General features: G+C 66.5%; 17 protein-coding genes and 1 pseudogene. 8 read left to right on the top strand and 10 right to left on the bottom strand.

The features are described 5' to 3' along the window. Positions 1-5: 5 nt before the first annotated feature. The 3 genes from U4Y88_RS10590 to yjdN all read left to right on the top strand — a co-directional run bounded on the left by U4Y88_RS10590 (position 6) and on the right by yjdN (position 3,137). Positions 6-1,223 (top strand): benzoate/H(+) symporter BenE family transporter, encoded by a 1,218-nt coding sequence (locus U4Y88_RS10590; protein WP_065063665.1) that lies wholly within the window; start codon positions 6-8, stop codon positions 1,221-1,223. A gap of 164 nt (positions 1,224-1,387) precedes the next feature. After that, on the top strand, positions 1,388-2,347 hold the full coding sequence (gene tal, locus U4Y88_RS10585) for a transaldolase (protein ID WP_224011952.1): 960 nt from the start codon (positions 1,388-1,390) through the stop codon (positions 2,345-2,347). A 358-nt stretch (positions 2,348-2,705) separates the two neighbouring features. Next, positions 2,706-3,137, top strand: coding sequence for a VOC family metalloprotein YjdN (gene yjdN / locus U4Y88_RS10580; RefSeq protein ID WP_310629823.1), 432 nt, complete (start codon positions 2,706-2,708; stop codon positions 3,135-3,137). Between the two features lie 66 nt (positions 3,138-3,203). Here yjdN and U4Y88_RS10575 read toward each other — a convergent pair whose 3' ends face one another. From U4Y88_RS10575 to U4Y88_RS10530, 10 genes and pseudogenes are all read right to left on the bottom strand, one after another. Continuing rightward, positions 3,204-4,364 carry an FUSC family protein gene (locus U4Y88_RS10575; protein ID WP_321783788.1) on the bottom strand — a complete coding sequence of 387 codons (1,161 nt, stop codon included), beginning with the start codon at positions 4,362-4,364 and terminating at the stop codon, positions 3,204-3,206. Positions 4,365-4,523: 159 nt separating this feature from the next. Then, positions 4,524-6,074, bottom strand: a complete 1,551-nt coding sequence (gene mctP / locus U4Y88_RS10570; RefSeq protein WP_224011949.1) for a monocarboxylate uptake permease MctP — start codon at positions 6,072-6,074, stop codon at positions 4,524-4,526. Further along, entirely contained in the window at positions 6,071-6,310 is a 240-nt protein-coding gene (locus U4Y88_RS10565) for a DUF3311 domain-containing protein (RefSeq protein ID WP_224011948.1), read from the bottom strand. Before U4Y88_RS10565 ends, mctP begins: the two co-directional genes overlap by 4 nt. A 324-nt stretch (positions 6,311-6,634) precedes the next feature. Further along, positions 6,635-7,435, bottom strand: a pseudogene (locus U4Y88_RS10560) (spermidine synthase); the annotation flags it as partial. A 1,096-nt stretch (positions 7,436-8,531) separates the two neighbouring features. Next, positions 8,532-9,113, bottom strand: a complete 582-nt coding sequence (locus U4Y88_RS10555; protein WP_321783786.1) for an energy transducer TonB — start codon at positions 9,111-9,113, stop codon at positions 8,532-8,534. A gap of 132 nt (positions 9,114-9,245) precedes the next feature. Next, on the bottom strand, positions 9,246-9,797 hold the full coding sequence (locus tag U4Y88_RS10550) for a DNA-deoxyinosine glycosylase (protein WP_224011946.1): 552 nt from the start codon (positions 9,795-9,797) through the stop codon (positions 9,246-9,248). 18 nt (positions 9,798-9,815) lie between these two features. Then, complete coding sequence (locus U4Y88_RS10545) at positions 9,816-10,511, bottom strand: chorismate--pyruvate lyase family protein (protein WP_321783784.1); 696 nt, start codon at positions 10,509-10,511, stop codon at positions 9,816-9,818. 69 nt (positions 10,512-10,580) lie between these two features. Further along, positions 10,581-11,141, bottom strand: a complete 561-nt coding sequence (locus tag U4Y88_RS10540) for a hypothetical protein (RefSeq protein WP_321783782.1) — start codon at positions 11,139-11,141, stop codon at positions 10,581-10,583. Positions 11,142-11,200: 59 nt separating this feature from the next. Continuing rightward, positions 11,201-13,108 (bottom strand): molecular chaperone HtpG, encoded by a 1,908-nt coding sequence (htpG, locus tag U4Y88_RS10535; protein WP_321783780.1) that lies wholly within the window; start codon positions 13,106-13,108, stop codon positions 11,201-11,203. Positions 13,109-13,225: 117 nt separating this feature from the next. After that, positions 13,226-14,710, bottom strand: coding sequence for a PLP-dependent aminotransferase family protein (locus U4Y88_RS10530; protein ID WP_224011943.1), 1,485 nt, complete (start codon positions 14,708-14,710; stop codon positions 13,226-13,228). A gap of 200 nt (positions 14,711-14,910) precedes the next feature. On the opposite strand from U4Y88_RS10530, the gene U4Y88_RS10525 reads away from it, so the two are divergent. The 5 genes from U4Y88_RS10525 (at position 14,911) to U4Y88_RS10505 (ending at position 19,438) form a co-directional block, all read left to right on the top strand. Continuing rightward, positions 14,911-15,624: a VOC family protein gene (locus U4Y88_RS10525; protein WP_321783778.1), complete on the top strand. Its 714-nt coding sequence runs from the start codon at positions 14,911-14,913 to the stop codon at positions 15,622-15,624. Next, positions 15,624-16,529: a DMT family transporter gene (locus U4Y88_RS10520; protein ID WP_224011941.1), complete on the top strand. Its 906-nt coding sequence runs from the start codon at positions 15,624-15,626 to the stop codon at positions 16,527-16,529. The genes U4Y88_RS10525 and U4Y88_RS10520 overlap by 1 nt, the downstream gene beginning before the upstream one ends. Positions 16,530-16,684: 155 nt before the next feature. Next, positions 16,685-17,884: a PLP-dependent aminotransferase family protein gene (locus tag U4Y88_RS10515; RefSeq protein ID WP_224011940.1), complete on the top strand. Its 1,200-nt coding sequence runs from the start codon at positions 16,685-16,687 to the stop codon at positions 17,882-17,884. Positions 17,885-17,928: 44 nt separating this feature from the next. Continuing rightward, positions 17,929-18,393: a RidA family protein gene (locus tag U4Y88_RS10510; protein WP_224011939.1), complete on the top strand. Its 465-nt coding sequence runs from the start codon at positions 17,929-17,931 to the stop codon at positions 18,391-18,393. 121 nt (positions 18,394-18,514) lie between these two features. Continuing rightward, complete coding sequence (locus tag U4Y88_RS10505) at positions 18,515-19,438, top strand: PhzF family phenazine biosynthesis protein (protein ID WP_321783776.1); 924 nt, start codon at positions 18,515-18,517, stop codon at positions 19,436-19,438. Positions 19,439-19,718: the final 280 nt, after the last annotated feature.

The raw sequence follows: 19,718 nt of genomic DNA, 5'->3' as shown, positions 1-19,718 counted from the left end.
CCAGCATGACCGCGCCTTCATCCCCCGACCTGCCGGCGAGCGTCCGGCCGGGACCGCTGCGGCCGCTCGCCGACACGTCGGTCGCCACGATCGTGGCCGGTTTCGTCGCGATGATGACGGGCTACACGAGTTCGCTCGTGCTGATGTTCCAGGCGGGCCAGGCCGCGCACCTGACGCCCGAGCAGATTTCCTCGTGGATCTGGTCGCTCTCGATCGGCATGGGCGTGACCACCATCGGCCTTTCACTGTGGTTCCGCGCGCCCACCGTGATCGCGTGGTCGACGCCCGGCGCAGCGCTGCTGATCAGCTCGCTGCCGCACGTGCCCTACGCGGAAGCGATCGGCGCGTACATCGTCTGTGCGCTGCTGCTGACCGCCGTGGGCCTCACCGGCTGGTTCGACACGCTGATGAAGCGCATTCCCGGCGGCATCGCCGCGGCGCTGCTCGCGGGCATCCTGTTCGAGATCGGCATCGAAATCTTCCACGCGGCGCAGGTGCAGACGCCGCTCGTGCTGACGATGTTCTTCGCGTATCTGCTGCTCAAGCGCGCAGTGCCGCGCTATGCGATCGTCGGCACGCTGGTGGTGGGCGTGGCGGCCGCAGCGACGCTCGGCCTGCTCGACTTCAGCCACTTCCGCGTGGCGGTCGCCAAGCCCGTGTTCACGATGCCCGCGTTCTCGGTGCAGGCGATCGTGAGCATCGGCATTCCGCTGTTCGTGGTGGCGATGGCCTCGCAGAACGTGCCCGGCATCGCCGTGCTGCGCGCCGACGGCTACAACACGCCCTCCTCGCCGCTGATCGCCACCACGGGCCTCGCCTCGCTCGTGCTCGCGCCGTTCGGCTCGCACGGCATCAATCTTGCGGCGATCACGGCGGCGATCTGCACCGGCCCGCACGCGCACGAGGACCGCAACAAGCGCTATATGGCGGCGGTCTGGTGCGGCATCTTCTATCTGATCGCGGGCACCTTCGGCGCGACCATCGCGGCGCTGTTCGCGGCGTTTCCGCAGGCGCTCGTGGTCTCGATCGCGGCGCTCGCGCTGTTCGGCTCGATCATGAGCGGCCTGACCAACGCGATGCAAAACCCGAGCGAGCGCGAAGCGGCCCTCGTCACCTTCATGGTGACGGCCTCCGGGCTCACGCTGCTGTCGATCGGCGCGGCGTTCTGGGGCCTGGTCGCGGGCGTGCTCACGCAGGTGATCCTGAACGCGCGCCGCGCCTGAAAAACCGCATCGCAAACATGACGGCACGGCGAGCGCGTACGCGACATCGCACCGCCTCCCGATCCGCCATAAAATGACGGTGTGCGCCGCGCCGGTCCCAACGGGCCGCGCGGCAGCCGTCCACTTTCACCGTCGCTGGCGCGCATGCGCCCACAAGGCCTGACATGACTACCGCACTCGATCAGCTCAAGCAGTACACCACCGTCGTCGCCGACACGGGCGACTTCCAGCAATTCGTGCAGTACAAGCCGCAGGACGCGACCACCAATCCGTCGCTGATCCTCAAGGCCGTGCAGAAAGCCGAGTACCGGCCGCTGCTCGAAAAAACCGTGCGCGATCACGCGGGCGAATCGGTCGAGGCGATCATCGACCATCTGCTGATCGCCTTCGGCACTGAAATCCTCAAGATCATTCCGGGCCGCGTCTCGACCGAAGTCGACGCGCGTCTCTCGTTCGACACGAAGAAGTCGATCGACAAGGCTCACCACATCATCGACCTGTACAAGAAGGCAGGCATCGAGAAAGAGCGCGTGCTGATCAAGCTCGCGTCGACGTGGGAAGGCATCCGCGCGGCCGAAGTGCTGCAGAAGGAAGGCATCCGCTGCAACATGACGCTGCTGTTCTCGCTCGCGCAGGCCGCGGCGTGCGCCGAAGCGGGCGCGCAGCTGATCTCGCCGTTCGTCGGCCGCATCTACGACTGGTACAAGAAGGCCAAGGGCGCGGACTGGGACGACGCGAAGGACGGCGGCGCGAACGATCCGGGCGTGCAGTCGGTGCGCAAGATCTATGCGTACTACAAGAAGTTCGGCTACAAGACCGAGGTGATGGGCGCGAGCTTCCGCAACACGAGCCAGATCGTCGAACTGGCGGGCTGCGACCTGCTGACGATCAGCCCGGACCTGCTGCAGAAGCTGCACGACAGCAACGACAAGGTCGAGCGCAAGCTCTCGCCGGAAGCGTTCAAGGACACGCAGATCGAACGCGTGGCCGTGGACGAAGCGTCGTTCCGCTTCCTGCTCAACGAAGACGCGATGGCCACCGAGAAGCTCGCGGAAGGCATCCGCGCCTTCGCCGCCGACGCGGTCAAGCTCGACAAGATGGTCGAGGAACTGCGCGCGAAGTAAGGCGCGAAGTGAAACGCCGAACCATCGGTGAGCGCGTGTTAAACGCTTACTGATCGCTCGACAATATGCAGGGCCGCACGTGCAAAACGTGCGGCCCTTTTCATTTGTACCGTGGCTTGCACCGATGCGCGCGCGATGCACGGCTCAGCGCGCGCCGCCCTGCAACCTCCATTCCATCTCTGCGCTCTCGCAAACCCTGGCGACGCACCGTGCGGCGGCGCGCGGGCCTGCGCCTAGAATCAGGACAGCGGCGCACTCAGCCGCGCGTTTCATCCCCGCAAGCTCCCCACAACCGTTGCGCATTCGCGCGCGCGGACCGCCCTGCCTGGTCCCGGTTTGGTCCGCAAGGAAAACGACGATGCAGATCCAGCCCTACCTGTTCTACCCCGGCAACTGCGAAGAGGCGATCGCGTTCTATCGCGAAGCGCTCGGCGCGCAGGAACTGTTCAAGATGCGCTTCAAGGAAGCGCCGCCCGATCCGGCGCGTCCCATGCCCGCCGAATTCGCCGACAAGATCATGCACGCCACGCTTCAGGTCGGCGACGCGCAGATCATGATGTCCGATGGCGGCTGCATGACCGGCAACGACAAGTTCACCGGCTTCAGCGTGTCGCTCACGGCCGCCGACGCCGCCACCGCGCAACGGTATTTCGACGCGCTCGCCAAGGGCGCACAGGTGACGATGCCGTTCCAGAAAACGTTCTGGTCGCCAGGCTTCGGCATGCTGACCGACAAGTTCGGCGTGCCGTGGATGGTCACCGCGCCGCCGCTCGAAAGTCCCGCCGCTTAGGCCCGCTTAAGCCCGCTCAAGCCCGCTTGAATCGCCGCAAAGCGGCTTCCCACCCCGCCGCGCGCCTCACACCATCCGGTGCAGGTGCGCGCGCTCGATGTTCCAGCGCGGCTCGGTCTCCAGCAACAGGGACCGTAGCTGCGCGACCTGTTCCTCGAAACGCAAACCCAGCCAGTACGGCCCCTGCATGTCCGGCGCGAGCGGCGCGGCCGGCTCCGCCGCCAGCGCCTGCGCGCTTTCGAGCGACGGCACGCGCAAGGCCCGCGCAGCCGCCTCGGGATGCCGCGCGCCGCCGAAACGCAGCGCCCGCGCCGTCGCCAGCAAGGCCTCGCGCACTTGCGCGCTGCGCTGCGCGAACGCCACGCGCACGAGCTGCTGTTCGTAGCGCCCGAGCCCCGTCGCCATCATCTCCAGCGAACTGAGGATCGCGCGATGCTGACGCTGGATCTGTTCGAGCCGCGCCGCCGGCACATCGATCTCCTTCGCCACCGAAGGCATCAGCGACCGCAGCTGCACGAGACGCTGGTTGAGGCGGCGGAAGATTTCGATCTGCTCGTCGCTGTCCACGTGCACGCCGCTCACGATCTGCGTGTAGACGCGCGCGCATTCGCGCAGGCTATCGGCGAGCCGGTAGCGCCACGAATAGGTCGCGTGCAGCGGCAGCGCGAACGAAAACGCCAGCGCGATCACGATGCCGATCATCACGTTGAGCGTGCGCCAGAGGCCGGTGTCGATCAGATTGTCGCCGTGGCCCGCGACGATGCACATCGTGATCGCCGTGAGCAGCGCCACATAGCCGGGCTTGCCGATCGCGTAATAGCTGCACACGGCCGCGACGATCGACATCAGCGAATACGTGAGCCACGACGAGCCCGTAACCGCCTGCACGACGATCAGCGTGAGCCCGATAAGCGCGCCGAGCAGCGTGCCCAGCGCGCGTTCCGCAGCCTTCTTGCGGATGTTGCCGTGATGCTGGAGCCCGCCGATCACCACCAGCAGCGTGACCGAGGCCCAGATGCCGTGCGGAATGTTGATGCCCGTGGTGGCGAGAATCGACGTGAGCATCGCAAGCCCCACACGCACGGCGTGAATGAGCGCCGCATTGCGATAGCGATAGAACGGTGACGTGAGCGCACGCCAGACGCGCGCGACGCGCGAGCGGGCGCGTCGGCGCGGCACGGCGGCGGGGTGAGCAGAATGAGCGGATCGGTGTTCGGACGAGTTCATGGTGCGCACAGGATATTCGGATGAGAGCCGTCGGTATGACATCTCGCAGCGAACATCGTGCACCAGAAAAACACATGCCCGCAACCGTCGCCGGCGCGGGCATGCGTGTTATTCGACTGGCGGGCGCGCCTGAACGCGCCGCGCGGGTCAGCGTTCGAATCAGCTTTCGACCACGTCGAGATAGTCTTCGGGGCGCGTACGGTCCTCGCCCTTCTGCATCCCGAACAGATGCACGAGCACCGACACCACCACCGCCACCACGAGGTTCACGATCAGCGACCACACCGCCGCGTAGCCCGGCACGTCCATGCCGAACAGATGCACGACGAAGATCGAGCCCTTGAGGTGCAGCGAAATCGCCATCCACGTGCCGGTGCCGATGCCGACCGCCCAGCCGATCAGCAGGCCGCGCCAGTCGAGCATGCGCGTGTAGAGACCGAGCACGATCGCGGGCAGCGTCTGGATGATCCAGATGCCGCCGAGCAGTTGCAGCTGGATCGCGTACGTGAGCGGCAGCCCGAGAATGAACGCCACCGCGCCCACTTTCACGATCAGCGAAACCAGCTTGGCGATGTTGGTTTCCTGCTCGTTGCTCATGTTGCGGTTGATGAACTCCTTGTGGATGTTGCGCGTGTAGAGGTTGGCGGCCGCGATCGACATGATCGCCGCGGGCACCAGCGCGCCGATGCCGATCGCCGCGAACGCCACGCCCACGAACCACGAGGGGAAGAAGTGCAGGAACAGCGCCGGCACCGCGAAGTTCGGACCGAAGGCCTTGAAGTACGGCGCGAATTCCGGCATGTCCTTCACGCCCGAGGCGAGCGCCATGTAGCCGAGCAGCGCGAGCAGGCCGAGCACAAGCGAGTACGCGGGCAGCATCGCCATGTTGCGGCGGATGGTGTTGCCCGACGACGACGACAGCACCGCCGTGATCGAGTGCGGATAGAGGAACAGCGCGAGCGCCGATCCCACCGCGAGCGTCGCGTAGGCGCTATAGCCGTTCAGGCTCGACGCGTCCGGCGCCTTGAGCAGCAGCTTGGCCGGCGGCACCGAGGCGAAGATATGGCCGAAGCCGCCCATCTGCGCCGGAATCACGATGATCGCCACCGCGATGGTCACGTAGATCAGGATGTCCTTCACGACCGCGATCATCGCCGGCGCGCGCAGCCCCGAGGTGTAGGTGTAGGCCGCGAGAATCGCGAACGCGATGATGAGCGGCAGGTCGCCGACGAAGCCCGTCGTGTCGAAACCGAGCGCGCCGATCACCACTTCGATGCCCACCAGTTGCAGCGCGATGTACGGCATGGTCGCGACGATGCCCGTGACCGCGATGGCGAGCGCGAGCATGCGGCTGCCGTAGCGCGCGCTCACGAAGTCGGCGGACGTCACGTAGTGATGGCGCTTGGCGATGGCCCAGAGCTTCGGGAACACCACGAACGCGAACGGATAGATCAGGATCGTGTACGGCAGCGCGAAGAAACCCGTTGCGCCCGCGCCGAACACGAGTGCGGGCACGGCCACGAAGGTGTACGCCGTGTAGAGGTCGCCGCCGAGCAGGAACCACGTGACGATGGTGCCGAAGCGGCGGCCGCCGAGACCCCATTCGTCGAGATGCGCGAGATCGCCCTTGCGCCAGTGCGCGGCCAGGAAGCCGATGATCGTCACGCCGATGAAAAACAGCACGAAGACGAAGGTTGCGGTGACGTTCATTGCGCGCCTCCCGCGTTGCCGCGCTTCGAGCGGTCCTTGGTCTTGTGATAGACGAGCGCGGTGATGACCGCGCTGATCAGCACCCAGAGGAGCTGATACCAGTAGAAGAACGGGAAGTCCCACAACGTGGGTTCGACCTTGTTGTACGACGGCACCCAGATCATCGCGATCCAGGGCAAGAGCAACAGCCAGAGCCAGTGCTTGCTGGCTTTTGCGGCGTCGGCGTCGTGAGCCATGACGTCTCCTCCTCACTTATGTTGTTATGCGGCGTCGGTGCGCCGCCTGTACGGCCGCCGAGACGGCCGATGGCCCGCGAGCTCGTGCCTCGCAAGGTCCCCGAAAGCGCTGAAAAGAGTAGCGAGGCCCCGATAGCGGGTCAAGCCGGGGCGGACCCCAACCCCGGCCATGCTGTCACGGCGCGCTGCGCATGCGCTTCGAATCGTTTCGGATTCGAAATCGTCAGCTATCCGAAAGCCGGTAAAAACGACGGACGAAAAAAAACCGGCCCGAAGGCCGGTTCGTTTCGCGGCGCGCCACGCAGGCGCGACGGGAAGTCAGACTCAGATGGCGAACGTTTCGCCTTCCTTGCCGATTTCCTTGCAGGCCGCACGCAGCGACTTGACCCACTGGTGCGCGGGCAGGCCGAGCTTGCTTTCGAGCAGACGCGCGCGCTTGTCGAGCGCCGCCCAGCTCACGTCGAGCGCCGGACCCGAGAACGCCAGCGCGACGCGGTTGCCGTCGTGCACTTCGGGCAGCGCGATCACGCGGCCGTCGAAGGCTTCCTTCAGGCGCTTCATGTTGCGCACGTAGCTCGGGTGATCGCCGAACAGGTTGATCGTGGCAACGCCCGCATCCGCGAGGCAGGCGCGCGCGGCGCGGTAGAACGCCACGCTGTCGAGCACCGGACCGCGTGCGGTCGCATCGTAAATGTCGATTTGCAGCGCGCCGATCGTGCCGTGGTTCGCGCGGTCCTGCACGAAATCCCAGGCGTCGAGTTCGCGCACGGCGAGACGCGCGTCGTCCATCGGCAGATCGAACATCGTGCGCGCGGCGACCACGACCGCCGGATTCAGCTCGATCGCCTCGACCTTCGCGGGACGCAGATAGCGATGCGCGAACTTGGTCAGCGCCGCGGCGCCCAGACCGAGTTGCACGATGCGCGCGGGCGTGGCGATGAACAGCAGCCAGGACATCATCTGCTGCGCGTATTCGAGTTCGATGTGCTGCGGCTTCGACAGACGCATCGCGCCCTGCACCCATTCGGTGCCGAAATGCAGGTAGCGCACGCCGCTCTCTTCCGAGAACGTGACCGGCGCGAAGCGCGGCTTGCGCGGCTTTTCGATGACCGGTGCGTGTTCGAGTTCTTCCGCGGCCAGCGCGGCGCGGCGCGCGAGCTTGGTGGACTTGGCGGCTTTGGCTGCCTTGAGCGGCTTGGCGGGCTTCGTCGGCTTGGCTGCCGGGGCGGGCTTGGCGGCCTTCGTCGGCTTCGCGGCCTTCGTCGGCTTTTCGGTCGTCGTGGTCGCTGCCGTTGCTTCAACCACCGCTGCGGCAGCGGCCGGCGCGCGCTTCACGCGTGCGGCGGGCTTGGCTGCGGGCTTAACTTCTGCCTTTGCTGCGGGCTTCGCTTCTGCCTTTGCTGCGGGCTTCGCTTCTGCCTTCTTCGCTGCGGGCTTGGCTGCTGCCTTTGCTGCCGGCTGGGCTTCGGCCTTCTTCGCTGCGGGCTTCGCTTCCGCCTTCACTGCGGGCTTCGCTTCTTTCTTCGCGGCAGGCTTCGCTTCCGCCTTCGCGGCAGGCTTCGCTTCCGCCTTCGCGACAGGCTTCGCTTCCGCCTTCGCGACAGGCTTCGCTTCCGCCTTCACAGCCGGTTTCGCCGCAGCTTCTGCGGCGGGCTTCGCTTCCGACTTGGCGACCGGCTTCGCGGCCGGCTTTGCTGCGCGCTTCGCGGCAGGCTTGGCAGCCGGCTTCGCTGCGGCCTGCTTCGGCGCTTCGACTTCCGCGGGCGCTGCCTCAGCCACCACGGCTGCCGGCGCGGCTTCAACCGCTGCCGGAGCTGCCGGGGCTGCCGGCGCTGCCGCTTCCGCCACGACCTCCGCTGCGGTTTCGGCTGCGGCCGGTGCCGCTGCCTGCACCGGCGCTTCGGCTTGCGGCGCTGCGTCGATCTGCTTCGGCGCTTCGGTTTCCGGGGTCGTGCCGGTCGTCGGCGCGGTCTCGGCGGCGTCGGTCTTGTTGAATGCGCGGGCCTCGGCCGAAGCGCGCTTGATCAGAGTCGTCATGTGGAAAATGCGATGCTTGGAAGGAGCAAAAGCAGTCGCGGCTACAACACATTTGCAGCGCGACTGCGCGGGCGATCGAGAGCATAGCATTCGCCGCGCATCGCACTGCAATTAGACGGCAACGACGCGGCCTTCACGCCACAAAAAACACCTGAAAAAGCGGCGCAAAAAGCTCAGTCAACACTCAGTCGCACGCGCTCACACCGTTCACGATATTGCAGTGCTCGGCGCGCCAATGACTCTGATCGCTGATGCCGACGCCCACGTTCATCCCGCCGATCGCGGGCGAGCCCGTCTGCAACGCGAGCGGATTCACGCGCACCGGATGAAAATGCAGGTCGATGCGCGCGATGCGCAGCGCGGGCGGCACCGGCGGCAAAGGCGAAGCCACGTCGATGGCGCGCTCGACGACCGCGTCGTAATCGGCATTGCCGCTCGAATGCAGCAGCTTCACGGAGAGAATGCGGCCATCGGGCGTGGCGCGGATCGACACCACGGCTTCGGTTTCCACCGGCACTTTCTTCGGATTCGCAAACATATTGCCGCCGAGCTTGCAGTTCACGTAGCGCTCCCATTGCCGCGCGTCCAGCGTGGCTTCGGTGGGCACGGGCGCGCCGGTTTCGGCGACCGACGCGAGACAGCGGTTCATGACGGCTTCGGGCGACGGATGCACCTGCGGACCGGCAACATCCGGGTCGTCGGAGGCGCAGGCGGCCAGCGCGAGCATGCAGGGAAAAGCGATCAGGAGCAGGCGTTTCTTGTTCATTGTGGTCTCGTGTCCCGTCGATGACGATGGCGCACTTCGGCGTGCGCGAGAGCATGCTAACGCGGCGAGATTGCGGCGCGCTTACGCGCGCCTGGACGCGTGCCCGTTACGCCTGCCCGTTACGCATGCCCCTTACGCGAGCCCCTTCGCCCGCACGGACGCCCCGCGACGCGGCGCGTCGTCCGGCTCGCCCGCGAACGCGCCGATCGCGCGCCACGCCACGAGTTTCGCGGCGAAGTTCATCGACGCATATGCAGGGCTGCTCGACGGCAAATGCAGAATCGCGAGGCGCGGCGCGTGCGCGCCCAGAATGCGCTCGCCGATACGCGCCGCCGTGCCGCCATTGAACGCGATCGCTTCGAGCGCGGGCAGGCTCCCGATCAGCGTGATGAGATCGTTGCTGGCGTGGTCGCGGATCGCCGCGTCGAGACTGCCTTCGCGGCGCGCCTCGGCGACCACGTCCCACAGTCCGACACGATGCGCGCGCAGCGCCTGCAAACGCGCGTCGTAATCCATCGCGACGAGGTCCGCGCCGATCACCTCGCCCACCAGCGCCCAGAATTTGTTCTGCTTGTGCGCGTAATACTGCTGATGCGCGAGCGACGCCTCGCCCGGCAGGCTGCCGAGAATCAGCACGCGCGTGTGCGCATCGACGACGGGCGGAAAGCAGCGTTTGAAGGACATGGGCGATGCGGACGCGGTTTAGCGCGACGCGGGGTTTGTCGCGTGATTTGCGGCTTGATGCGCACGCGACGCCGTATGCCCGAGCGGGCCGCGCTCGCGGGCCGAGTGCGCGGGTTGCGCCCGCTGCGCCTCGCCAGCCGAATCGGCAAGATACGCCCACAGCGCGGGCAGCATGCATTCGGTGACGAGCAGCGGCTTGCCGTGACGCTCGAACACCGACCGCCGCGCGACGAACCCATGCGGCGCGTGCGCGCGCGCCGCGTCAATCGCACGGATCTCTCGCGCGGCAAGCGCATGCAGCGGATGCCGCGCGCTCACGCGGCGGCTCACGAGCGCCGAGCGCGCCACGCCGCTGTCGCTGTAAAGCAGTTCGGCGAGCGGCCGCGTGCGCAAGCGGCGCATCGCCTGCCAGACGCCGTGACTCGCATCGAGCGGCGTCGCGCTATGCGCGGCCACGAACGGCACGCCATCGACTTCGAGCACGATCTCGCGCACCCACGCGCGCTCGCGCGGCGCGAGGCCGAGCGCGGCGCATTCGTCGGACCAGGGCCTATCGACGGCTTCGCGCGTCACGCGCACCTGAACCTGACCGAGCGTGCGCAAATGCGCGGTCAGCGAACCGCCGCGCGTGAGCCAGTCTTTCTGGGCGGCGCTGAAGGCCGCGAGGGGCGCGACGCGCCAGTGCGCGTCGGCGGCATCGAATCGGATGGGCATGGGGCGATTATAGGAGGACGCGCGCCAACGCGTGATCGGCGCTGCATCTCCGACTTCTCGCCGGCTTCCTTAGCGAACCGGCTTCACGCGGGTCAAGCGGCCCTTCGCGTCGATCACATATTCGACGTGGCTGGCCCGCGTCGTGGCGACAATCCGCTCGCCGCGCTGCTTGACCTTAAGGCTCTCGTCGTCACCTCCGTCGTATTCGAAACGTGCGTAGCTCGCACGCGACTGATCACTGACGGGATGAACCAGATACGCCACCCCGCCTCGCTCGGCCTGCATGTCAATGAGCAGCGTGTCCGGTGCGATCGCGCGATAACTGGTCTGCACGATTCCATCCGCGTTCGCTTCAGTGAAGTGGGCGTGCTGGGCAACCCGGGTGCGCGTGTTTCCATAATCAACGAATACGCTCACGTTCGACTCCGTTTCACCGGCCGTCCCGTCGCAGACCCGCACCACCCAGCTTTGCGCGCCCTCGAGCTGCTTGAACGCTTCTTTCTTGCAGCTTTCATTGACGCTCGCCACGGCGGGACCGGCGGCCCGCGCCGGATGCATGGCCAGCGACACAACCAACGACAGCGCCAGCGCAGTCAGCGTGGATCCAGTCACTCTATTTTTAGTTAGCATTCCAAACGTCTCATCTCAAAACAAAAAAGGCCCGTGGAAACCACGGGCCGCTGTGCATCTTAACGCGCCAGCAATAGCGCATTCGTGCGCTTCACGAAACTCGCCGGATCTTCCAGCGCGCCGCCTTCGGCCAGCATCGCCTGATCGAAAAGCAGATGGCACCAGTCCGCGAAATTCGCGTTATCGGCACGCAGCGCCTTGACGAGCGGATGCTCGGGATTCACTTCGAGAATCGGCTGCATCAGCGGCGCCTGCTGGCCCGCGGCCTTCAGCATGCGCTGGAGGTAACCGCTCATGTCGTTGTCGTCGGCCACGAGGCACGACGGCGAATCGGTCAGGCGGAACGTCAGACGCACGTCCTTGGCCTTGTCCTTGAGCGCTTCCTTCATCTGCTCGACGAGCGGCTTGAGCTCCTCGCTCACCTTCTCCTGCTGCTGCTTTTCCTCGTCGTTGAGCGTGCCCAGGTCGAGGTCGCCGCGCGCCACGCTCGCGAGCGGCTTGCCGTCGAAGTCGTTCAGGAACGACAGCATCCATTCGTCGACGCGCTCCGTCAGCAGCAGCACTTCCACGCCCTTCTTGCGGAACACTTCGAGGTGCGGGCTGTTCTTCGCGGCCTGCCACGTATCGGCGGTCACGTAGTAGATCTTCGACTGCTCGGGCTTCATGCGCGCGACGTAGTCGGCGAGCGAGACGCTCTGCTCGGCCGTGTCGTTGTGCGTCGACGCAAAACGCAGCAGCTTCGCGATGCGGTCCTTGTTCGCGTGATCTTCGCCCACGCCTTCCTTGAGCACCTGGCCGAATTCGCTCCAGAAACCGGCGTACTTCGCTTTGTCCTCGTCCTTCGCTTCGGCGTCGGTTTGCGCGTTCGCGAGTTCTTCGAGCATCGACAGCACGCGCTTGGTCACGCCGTCGCGAATCGCCTTCACGTCGCGGCTTTCCTGGAGGATTTCGCGCGAGACGTTCAGCGGCAGATCCGCCGAATCGACCACGCCCTTCACGAAGCGCAGATAGTTCGGCAGCAGCTGCTCGGCGTCGTCCATGATGAAGACGCGCTTCACGTAGAGCTTCAGGCCGCTCTTGTGATCGCGGTTCCACATGTCGAACGGCGCGCGCGCGGGCACGTAGAGCAGCTGCGTGTATTCGCTGCGGCCTTCGACACGGTTATGCGTCCACGCGAGCGGATTCTCGTGATCGTGCGCGAGATGCTGATAGAACTGCTGATACTGCTCGTCGCTGATCTCGCTCTTGGAACGCGTCCACAGCGCGCTCGCCTGGTTGATGGTCTCGAACTCGTCCTTCGTGACCATCTCGCTCTTTTCGGCGTCCCATTCCTCGGCCTTCATTTCGATCGGCAGGCCGACGTGGTCCGAGTACTTCTGGATGATGCTCTTGAGCTTGTGCGACGAGAGCAGTTCGTCCTCGCCTTCGCGCAGATGCAGCGTGATCGTGGTGCCGCGTTGCGCGCGCTCGATCTTGTCGACCGAGAACTCGCCCTCGCCCGCGCTTTCCCAGCGCACGCCTTCGCTCGCGGGCAGGCCCGCGCGGCGGCTTTCCACGGTGATCTTGTCGGCGACGATGAAGCCCGAGTAGAAGCCCACGCCGAACTGGCCGATCAGCGCCGCGTCCTTCTTCTGGTCGCCCGAGAGCTTGCCGAAGAATTCCTTGGTGCCCGAGCGCGCGATCGTGCCGAGGTTCGCGACGGCTTCGTCGTGGCTCATGCCGATGCCGTTGTCTTCGAGCGTGACGGTGCGCGCGGCCTTGTCGTAACCCACGCGGATGCGCAGGTTCGGATCGCTTTCATAGAGCGCGCTGTTTTCGATCGCTTCGAAGCGCAGCTTGTCGGCGGCGTCCGAGGCGTTCGAGATCAGCTCGCGCAGGAAGATTTCCTTGTTGCTGTACAGCGAATGGATCATCAGGTGCAGAAGCTGTTTCACTTCCGCCTGGAAGCTCATGGTTTCTTGTGCCATGTTCGAGAGTCCTCGTTCGTTGTAATTGCGTTGCAATGCGTTGATTTCAAAGCCGCGAGCGCAAACGGGCGGCTCGCGGCGTAATGCGCGCATAAGTGGGGGCGCGCGGCCCGCGTTTCAAGCCCCCCGCCGCGCCACGCCGTCCAGATACCTGGAGAGGAACACGGGCAAGTCGGGGTCGCCGCAGTTCGCGATGTTGAAGCGCATCCACGTGGTCGGCGACTGATGGGGCGAGAACAGGCTGCCCGGCGTCAGCAGGAAGCCCGCCTCGTGGCCCGCGGCCGTGAGCGCGTCGGCGTCCACGCCGGTGTCGGCCCACAGGAACATGCCCGCGCCGGGCGCGGTGAACAGCCTGCAACCGGTGCGCTCCAGCATGCGCGCGGCCTTGTCGCGGACGGTGTCGAGCCGCGCGCGCAGGCGCTCCACGTGGCGGCGGTAGTGGCCTTCAGTGAGCACGCGGTACAGCACGCGCTCGTTGATTTCGGGGCTCGTCATGCCGACCAGCATTTTCTGGTCCGCGACGGCCTGTGTCACCTCGGGCGATGCCGCGACGAAACCCACGCGCAGATTCGGCGCGAGCGTCTTCGAAAAGCTGCCGAGATAGATCACGCGGCGTAGCTGGTCAAGGCTCGCGAGCCGCGTGGCCGGATAGCCGGTGGGACACAGATCGCCGTAGACATCGTCCTCGACGACGATGAAATCGTACTGCTCCGCGAGCCGCAGAATGCGGAACGCCTGGGCCGCCGTCAGCGAGGTGCCGGTGGGATTCTGCAGCACCGAATTGATGACGAGCATCCTGGGCCGCCAGGTTTCGACCAGCGCTTCGAGCGCGTCGAGATCCGGGCCTTCGGGCGTGTACGGCATGCCGACGAGCCGCGCGCCCTGCGAGGCGAAGCGGCCGAACATCTGGAACCAGGCCGGGTCGCCGACCACGACGGTGTCGCCGGGCTGCACGTAGATGCGCGCGAGCAGGTCGATCGCCTGGGTGATGCCGGAGACCAGCACGATCTGCTCGGGCGTGGCGCCGATTTCGAGTTCGGCCATGCGCGTCTGCAACTGCTGGCGCAGCGGCAGGAAGCCTTGCGGCGAGCCGAATCCGAGCAGTTGCGTGCCGCTGCTGCGGCCAAGCGAGCGCATCGCGCCCGCGATCAGTTCGCCGTCGAGCCAGCGCGCGGGGAAATAGCCCAGACCCGGCCCTTTTTCTGGATGCGTCGATTGCTGGAGCATGTTGCGCAGCAGCCAGACCACGTCGAGCGTCGGCGGCGCGGGCGGCTCAGTGGGCATCGGCGACGCCTCTGCGCCCGCGCGCCGTTCGAGCGGCGTGACGGCGGCGAGGCTGGCGACGCGCTCGCGCACGTAGAAGCCCGAACCGCGCCGCGAATCCAGATAACCCTGCGCGACGAGACGCTCGTAGGCCTCGACCACGGTGAAGCGCGACACGCCCTTGTCGAGCGCGAGCTTGCGGATCGACGGCATGCGCATGCCGGGGCGGAACACGCGCTCCTCGATGCGGCGGCGGCCCCACTGCACGAGCTGGTCGACGAGCGTGAGGGTGGCCGCGTCGTGCGGCGCCGGAATCTGATCGAGGGGGACGGACGACATGGGATCTCCAACTGTACCGAACACTATCGGAGCGATTGTACCGTTACTGTCTGCAGCCATACCGGTACATTTATTCACATGCGTACCGGTAAGGATCCGGTAGAACGGCACCCACGCCGTTTCACTGTACTCATCCGTACTGCCCGCCGTTCTCGCCGCTGTACTTTTCTGTCCGTCAGGCTGTATCCGACTGTATTCACATGACCGCCACGCCGCTTCGTCTCGATCATCTCGTCGTTTCCGCCCGCACGCTGGAAGAAGGCACGCAATACGTGGCGGACACGCTCGGCATCGCGCCCACGGGCGGCGGCGCGCATCCGCTGATGCGCACCCACAACCGCCTGCTCGGGCTGTGGGGCGGCGTCTATCTGGAAGTGATCGCGGTCGATCCGGCGGCCAGCGCTTCGGGCCAGGGCCGCGCGCGCCTCTTCGCGCTCGACGATCCGGCCGTGCAGGCACGCCTCGAAGCGGGACCGTACCTCTCGCACTGGGTCGCGCGCGTGGAACCGCCGCGCAGCCTCGAACGCTGGCGCGCCCAGTATCCGCAGCGCATCGCCGATCTCGTGCCGATGACGCGCGGCAACCTCAGCTGGCAATTGAGCGTGCCGCTCGACGGCGCGTTTCCCGCGTGGCAAGGCGTCGGCGACGGCGTGCTGCCCTCGCTGATTCAGTGGGACACGCCGCGCCATCCGTCGCAATCGCTCGACGAAACCGGCCTCGCGCTCACCTCGCTCACCGGCTATCACCCGCAGGCGGACACGATCCGCGCGCAACTCGACTGGCTCGGCGCCTCGGCGCTGATGACGGTCGAAGAAGCCGATTCCCCCGCGCTCGTCGCGCACTTCGAAACCCCGTCGGGACCGCGATCGCTCGGCGCGCCCGCACGTCGATCTGTCGAGCGCGAATCCGCATAATGAAAGCACGTGAAACCCAGGGCATGCTGCTCGGCCTCGTCGGCGTCATGATCTTCAGTCTGACGCTGCCGATGACGCGCATCGTCGTCGCCGAATTCCATCCCCTGCTCAACGGGCTCGGCCGCGCGCTCGCCGCCGCCGTCCCCGCCGCCCTGCTGCTCTGGGCGCGTCGCGAAAAGCGGCCGAACTGGGCGCAGGTCAAGAGTCTCGCCGTGGTGTCGTTGGGCGTAATCGTCGCGTATCCGGTGTTTTCCGCGTGGGCCATGAAAAGCGTGCCCGCCTCGCACGGCGCGATCGTCAACGGCCTGCAACCGCTCGCGGTGGCGATCTACGCCGCGTGGCTCTCGCACGAACGCCCGTCGAAGGCGTTCTGGCTCAGCGCGCTGATCGGCAGCGCGCTGGTCGTGGCGTTCGCGCTCCAGGCGGGCGGCGGCGCGCTGCATGCCGGCGACGCGTGGATGCTGGTCGCGGTCGGCATCGGCGCGCTCGGTTACGCCGAAGGCGCGCGCCTCGCGCGGCAGCTCGGCGGCTGGCAGGTGATCTGCTGGGCGCTGGTGCTGTCCGCGCCGTTTCTGGCGATTCCGGTCGGCTGGCTCGCGTGGGCGCACCATGTCGCGCACCCGGAACCGGTCGCGCTCAAGACCTGGCTCGCGTTCGGCTACGTCACGCTGTTCTCGCAGTTCCTCGGCTTTTTTGCGTGGTACGCGGGGCTCGCGATGGGCGGCACGGCGCGCGTCGGCCAGGTCCAGCTGCTGCAGATTTTCTTCACGATGGCGTTCTCGGCGCTCGTGTTCGGCGAGCAGGTCGCGGCGTCGGCGTGGCTCTACGCGGCGGCCGTGATCGCCACCGTCGTGCTGGGCCGGCGCGCCGCCATCCGCACCGCACCCGCGCCCGCGCGCGCTTGAGCGGGATTCGCGTCATAATCGAAGGTTTCCGGCGGCGCAGCGGTCTGGCGCGCCGCCCTGAAGTTGCGTCGTGACGTTGCGTCGTGAACTTGCGTCGCCCCGCATCGACTGGCATCTAGCCGCATCCACTCGCCCGACCCCAATAAGGAGACCCCATGGACCAGAGCGATATCAAAGCCGCCCCCGCGTGGCAACTGTCCGAGCGTGCAATCAAGCTGACCAGCTCGGCGATTCGCGAAATCCTCAAGGTCACCGAACGGCCCGAAGTCATTTCGTTCGCCGGCGGTCTGCCCGCGCCGGCCAGCTTCCCGGCCGAGGAGATGCGCGCCGCCGCCGACCGCATCCTGCGCGACGATCCGTCGGGCGCGCTTCAGTACAGCGCGACCGAAGGCTATATGCCGCTGCGCGAGTGGGTCGCCGAACGTCACTCGGTGGGCGGCGTCAAAGTGCGTCCGTCGCAGGTGCTGATCACCACGGGTTCGCAGCAGGCGCTCGACCTGATCGGCAAGGTGCTGATCTCGCCGGACAGCCCGGTGCTGGTGGAAACGCCGACTTACCTCGGCGCGCTGCAATCGTTCTCGCTCTACGAGCCCAACTACGTGCAGGTGCCGACCGACGAAAAGGGTCTCGTGATCGACGGTCTCACGCCCGAGATGACGGCCGGCGCGCGTCTGCTCTACGCGATCCCGAACTTCCAGAATCCGACCGGCCGTCGTCTGCCGCTCGAACGCCGCCAGGCACTGGCCGCCTTCGCGCAGCGCGCGCCGTTCCCGGTCATCGAGGACGATCCCTACGGCGCGCTGCTCTACGCGGGCGAGCCGCTGCCGACGGTCCACTCGATGGCGCCCGAGCACATCGTGCATCTCGGTTCGTTCTCGAAGGTGCTGGCCCCGGGCCTGCGCGTGGGCTACATCATCGCGCCCGAGGATCTGCACTTCAAACTGGTGCAGGCCAAGCAGGCCACCGACCTGCACACGCCGAGCTTCACGCAGCGCATCGTCCACGAAGTCGTGAAGAACGGCTTCCTCGATACGCACATCCCGAAGGTGCGCGCGCTCTATCGCGACCAGTGCGAAGCGATGCTCGATTCGCTCACGCGCAACATGCCGGAAGGCGTGAGCTGGAACCGCCCCGAAGGCGGCATGTTCATCTGGGTCACGCTGCCGCAACAGATCGACAGTATGAAGTTGCTGGAAGAAGCGGTCGCGCAGAATGTGGCCTTCGTGCCCGGCGCGCCGTTTTTCGCGAGCGAACCGCAGCGTAACAAGCTGCGTCTGTCGTTCGTGACCGTGCCGCCCGCGAAGATCGAAGAAGGCGTGGCGAAGCTGGCCGCGCTGATCCGCGCACGCATCTGAACCGAACCGCACATCACCCGTTCAACGTAAAAGGACTCCTGATCATGGCTGACATCAACGTCTACGACCGTCTCAAAGAACTCGGCATCGAACTGCCGACCGCCGGCGCCCCCGCCGCGGCCTACGTGATGAGCGCGCAAAGCGGCAACACGGTGTACCTCTCGGGCCACATCGCGAAGAAGGACGGCAAGGTCTGGGCCGGCAAGCTCGGCGACACGCTCTCGACCGAAGAAGGCAAGGCCGCCGCGCGTTCGATCGCGATCGACCTGCTGGCGACGCTGCACGCGCACGTGGGCGACCTCAACAAGGTCACGCGCATCGTCAAGCTGATGAGCCTCGTGAACTCCACGCTCGACTTCACGGAACAGCACATCGTGACGAACGGTGCTTCGGAACTGGTCGCCGATGTGTTCGGCGAGAAGGGCAAGCATGCGCGCTCGGCGTTCGGCGTCGCGCAGATTCCGCTCGGCGCGTGCGTCGAGATCGAGCTGATCGCCGAAGTCGCGTAAGCGCTGTGTTTCGCGAGCCGGTTGCGCCGGTTCGCATCCGCGATATTCAGCCGCGATAAGCCGCCGCGCCGCAAGGTGCGGTTTTTTTTCGCCGTGAGTTTTCATCCCGATATTGCCGACCATGACTCTTCGCAGCGTCCGCTTCAAACAGGTCGACGTCTTCACGTCGCAGCCCTTCAAGGGCAATCCGCTCGCCGTCGTGTTCGACGCCGATGCGCTCGACACCGCGCAGATGCAGGCCATCGCGCGCTGGACCAATCTGTCCGAAACCGCCTTCCTGCTCGCGCCCACCGACGCACGCGCCGACTATCGCGTGCGCATCTTCACGACGCAGGGCGAACTGCCCTTCGCTGGCCATCCGACGCTCGGCAGCGCGCACGCGTTTCTCGACAGCGGCCGCGCAGCGAAGACGCCGGGCCGGCTCGTGCAGGAATGCACGGCGGGTCTGATCGAGCTGGCCGATCGCGCCGATCGCACGAATAACACCCCGGACACGCAGGCCGCGCCCGCCTGGGCTTTCGCCGCGCCGCCCGCGAGCGTCGCGCCGCTGCCCGAGTCGCAGTACGACGCGTTGCGCGACGCACTGCGCATCGCGCGCGACAGCACCGCCATCGACTTCTCCGCACAACCGTGTGGCGTGAATAACGGCGCGCCGTGGCTCGTGGTGCGCTGCGCGTCGGCGGACGATGTGCTCGCGCTCGACGTCGACTACGCCGCGCTCGCGGAGGTCGCGGCCGGCGTCGGCGCGCAGGGCCTCGCGGCCTATGGGCCGCATGCGCCGGACGGCCCCGCGACCTTCGAGGTGCGCTGCCTGATGACCGGTCTCGGCAAGGGCGAAGACCCTGTCACGGGCAGTGCCAATGCCGCCATCGCGTTGTTGCTCGCGCAGCAGCAGCGTCGTCCGGGCAGCCGCTACACCGTGCGTCAAGGCACCGTGATGGGGCGTGACGGCCGCGTGTCGATCGACTACGACGATGCGGCGGGCAAGATATGGATCGGCGGCGCGTCGGTCACGGTGATCGACGGCACGATCGCCCTGCCCTGACGCCGCACGCACGCACGAAACTCGACGCAAATCCGCCGGGGCGCAACGCCCCGGCATGCCTTTCGAATACTTACTCGGCCCGTGCACCAGGCACGCGCACTGCGCATAGGCAAGCCGCGCCCCGCAAGCTTATGCGCCATGCGTGAACTATGCGCGGCACATGACGCGCTTCGGTCTCGTGCGAGCGACTGGCGTATACCCGGGGGGGCACCGCTTCCTTAATCATTCCCCAACCATTAAGATCCAGACATTGGACGCATCGCTGCGTCCGCTGGCCCAT

The organism is Paraburkholderia sp. J94, assembly GCF_905220285.1.
In the GTDB taxonomy this organism is placed as follows: Bacteria; Pseudomonadota; Gammaproteobacteria; order Burkholderiales; family Burkholderiaceae; genus Paraburkholderia; species Paraburkholderia tropica_A.
The sequence above is the reverse complement of the archived record's forward strand: the minus strand, read 5'-3'. Positions and strand labels throughout refer to the sequence as shown.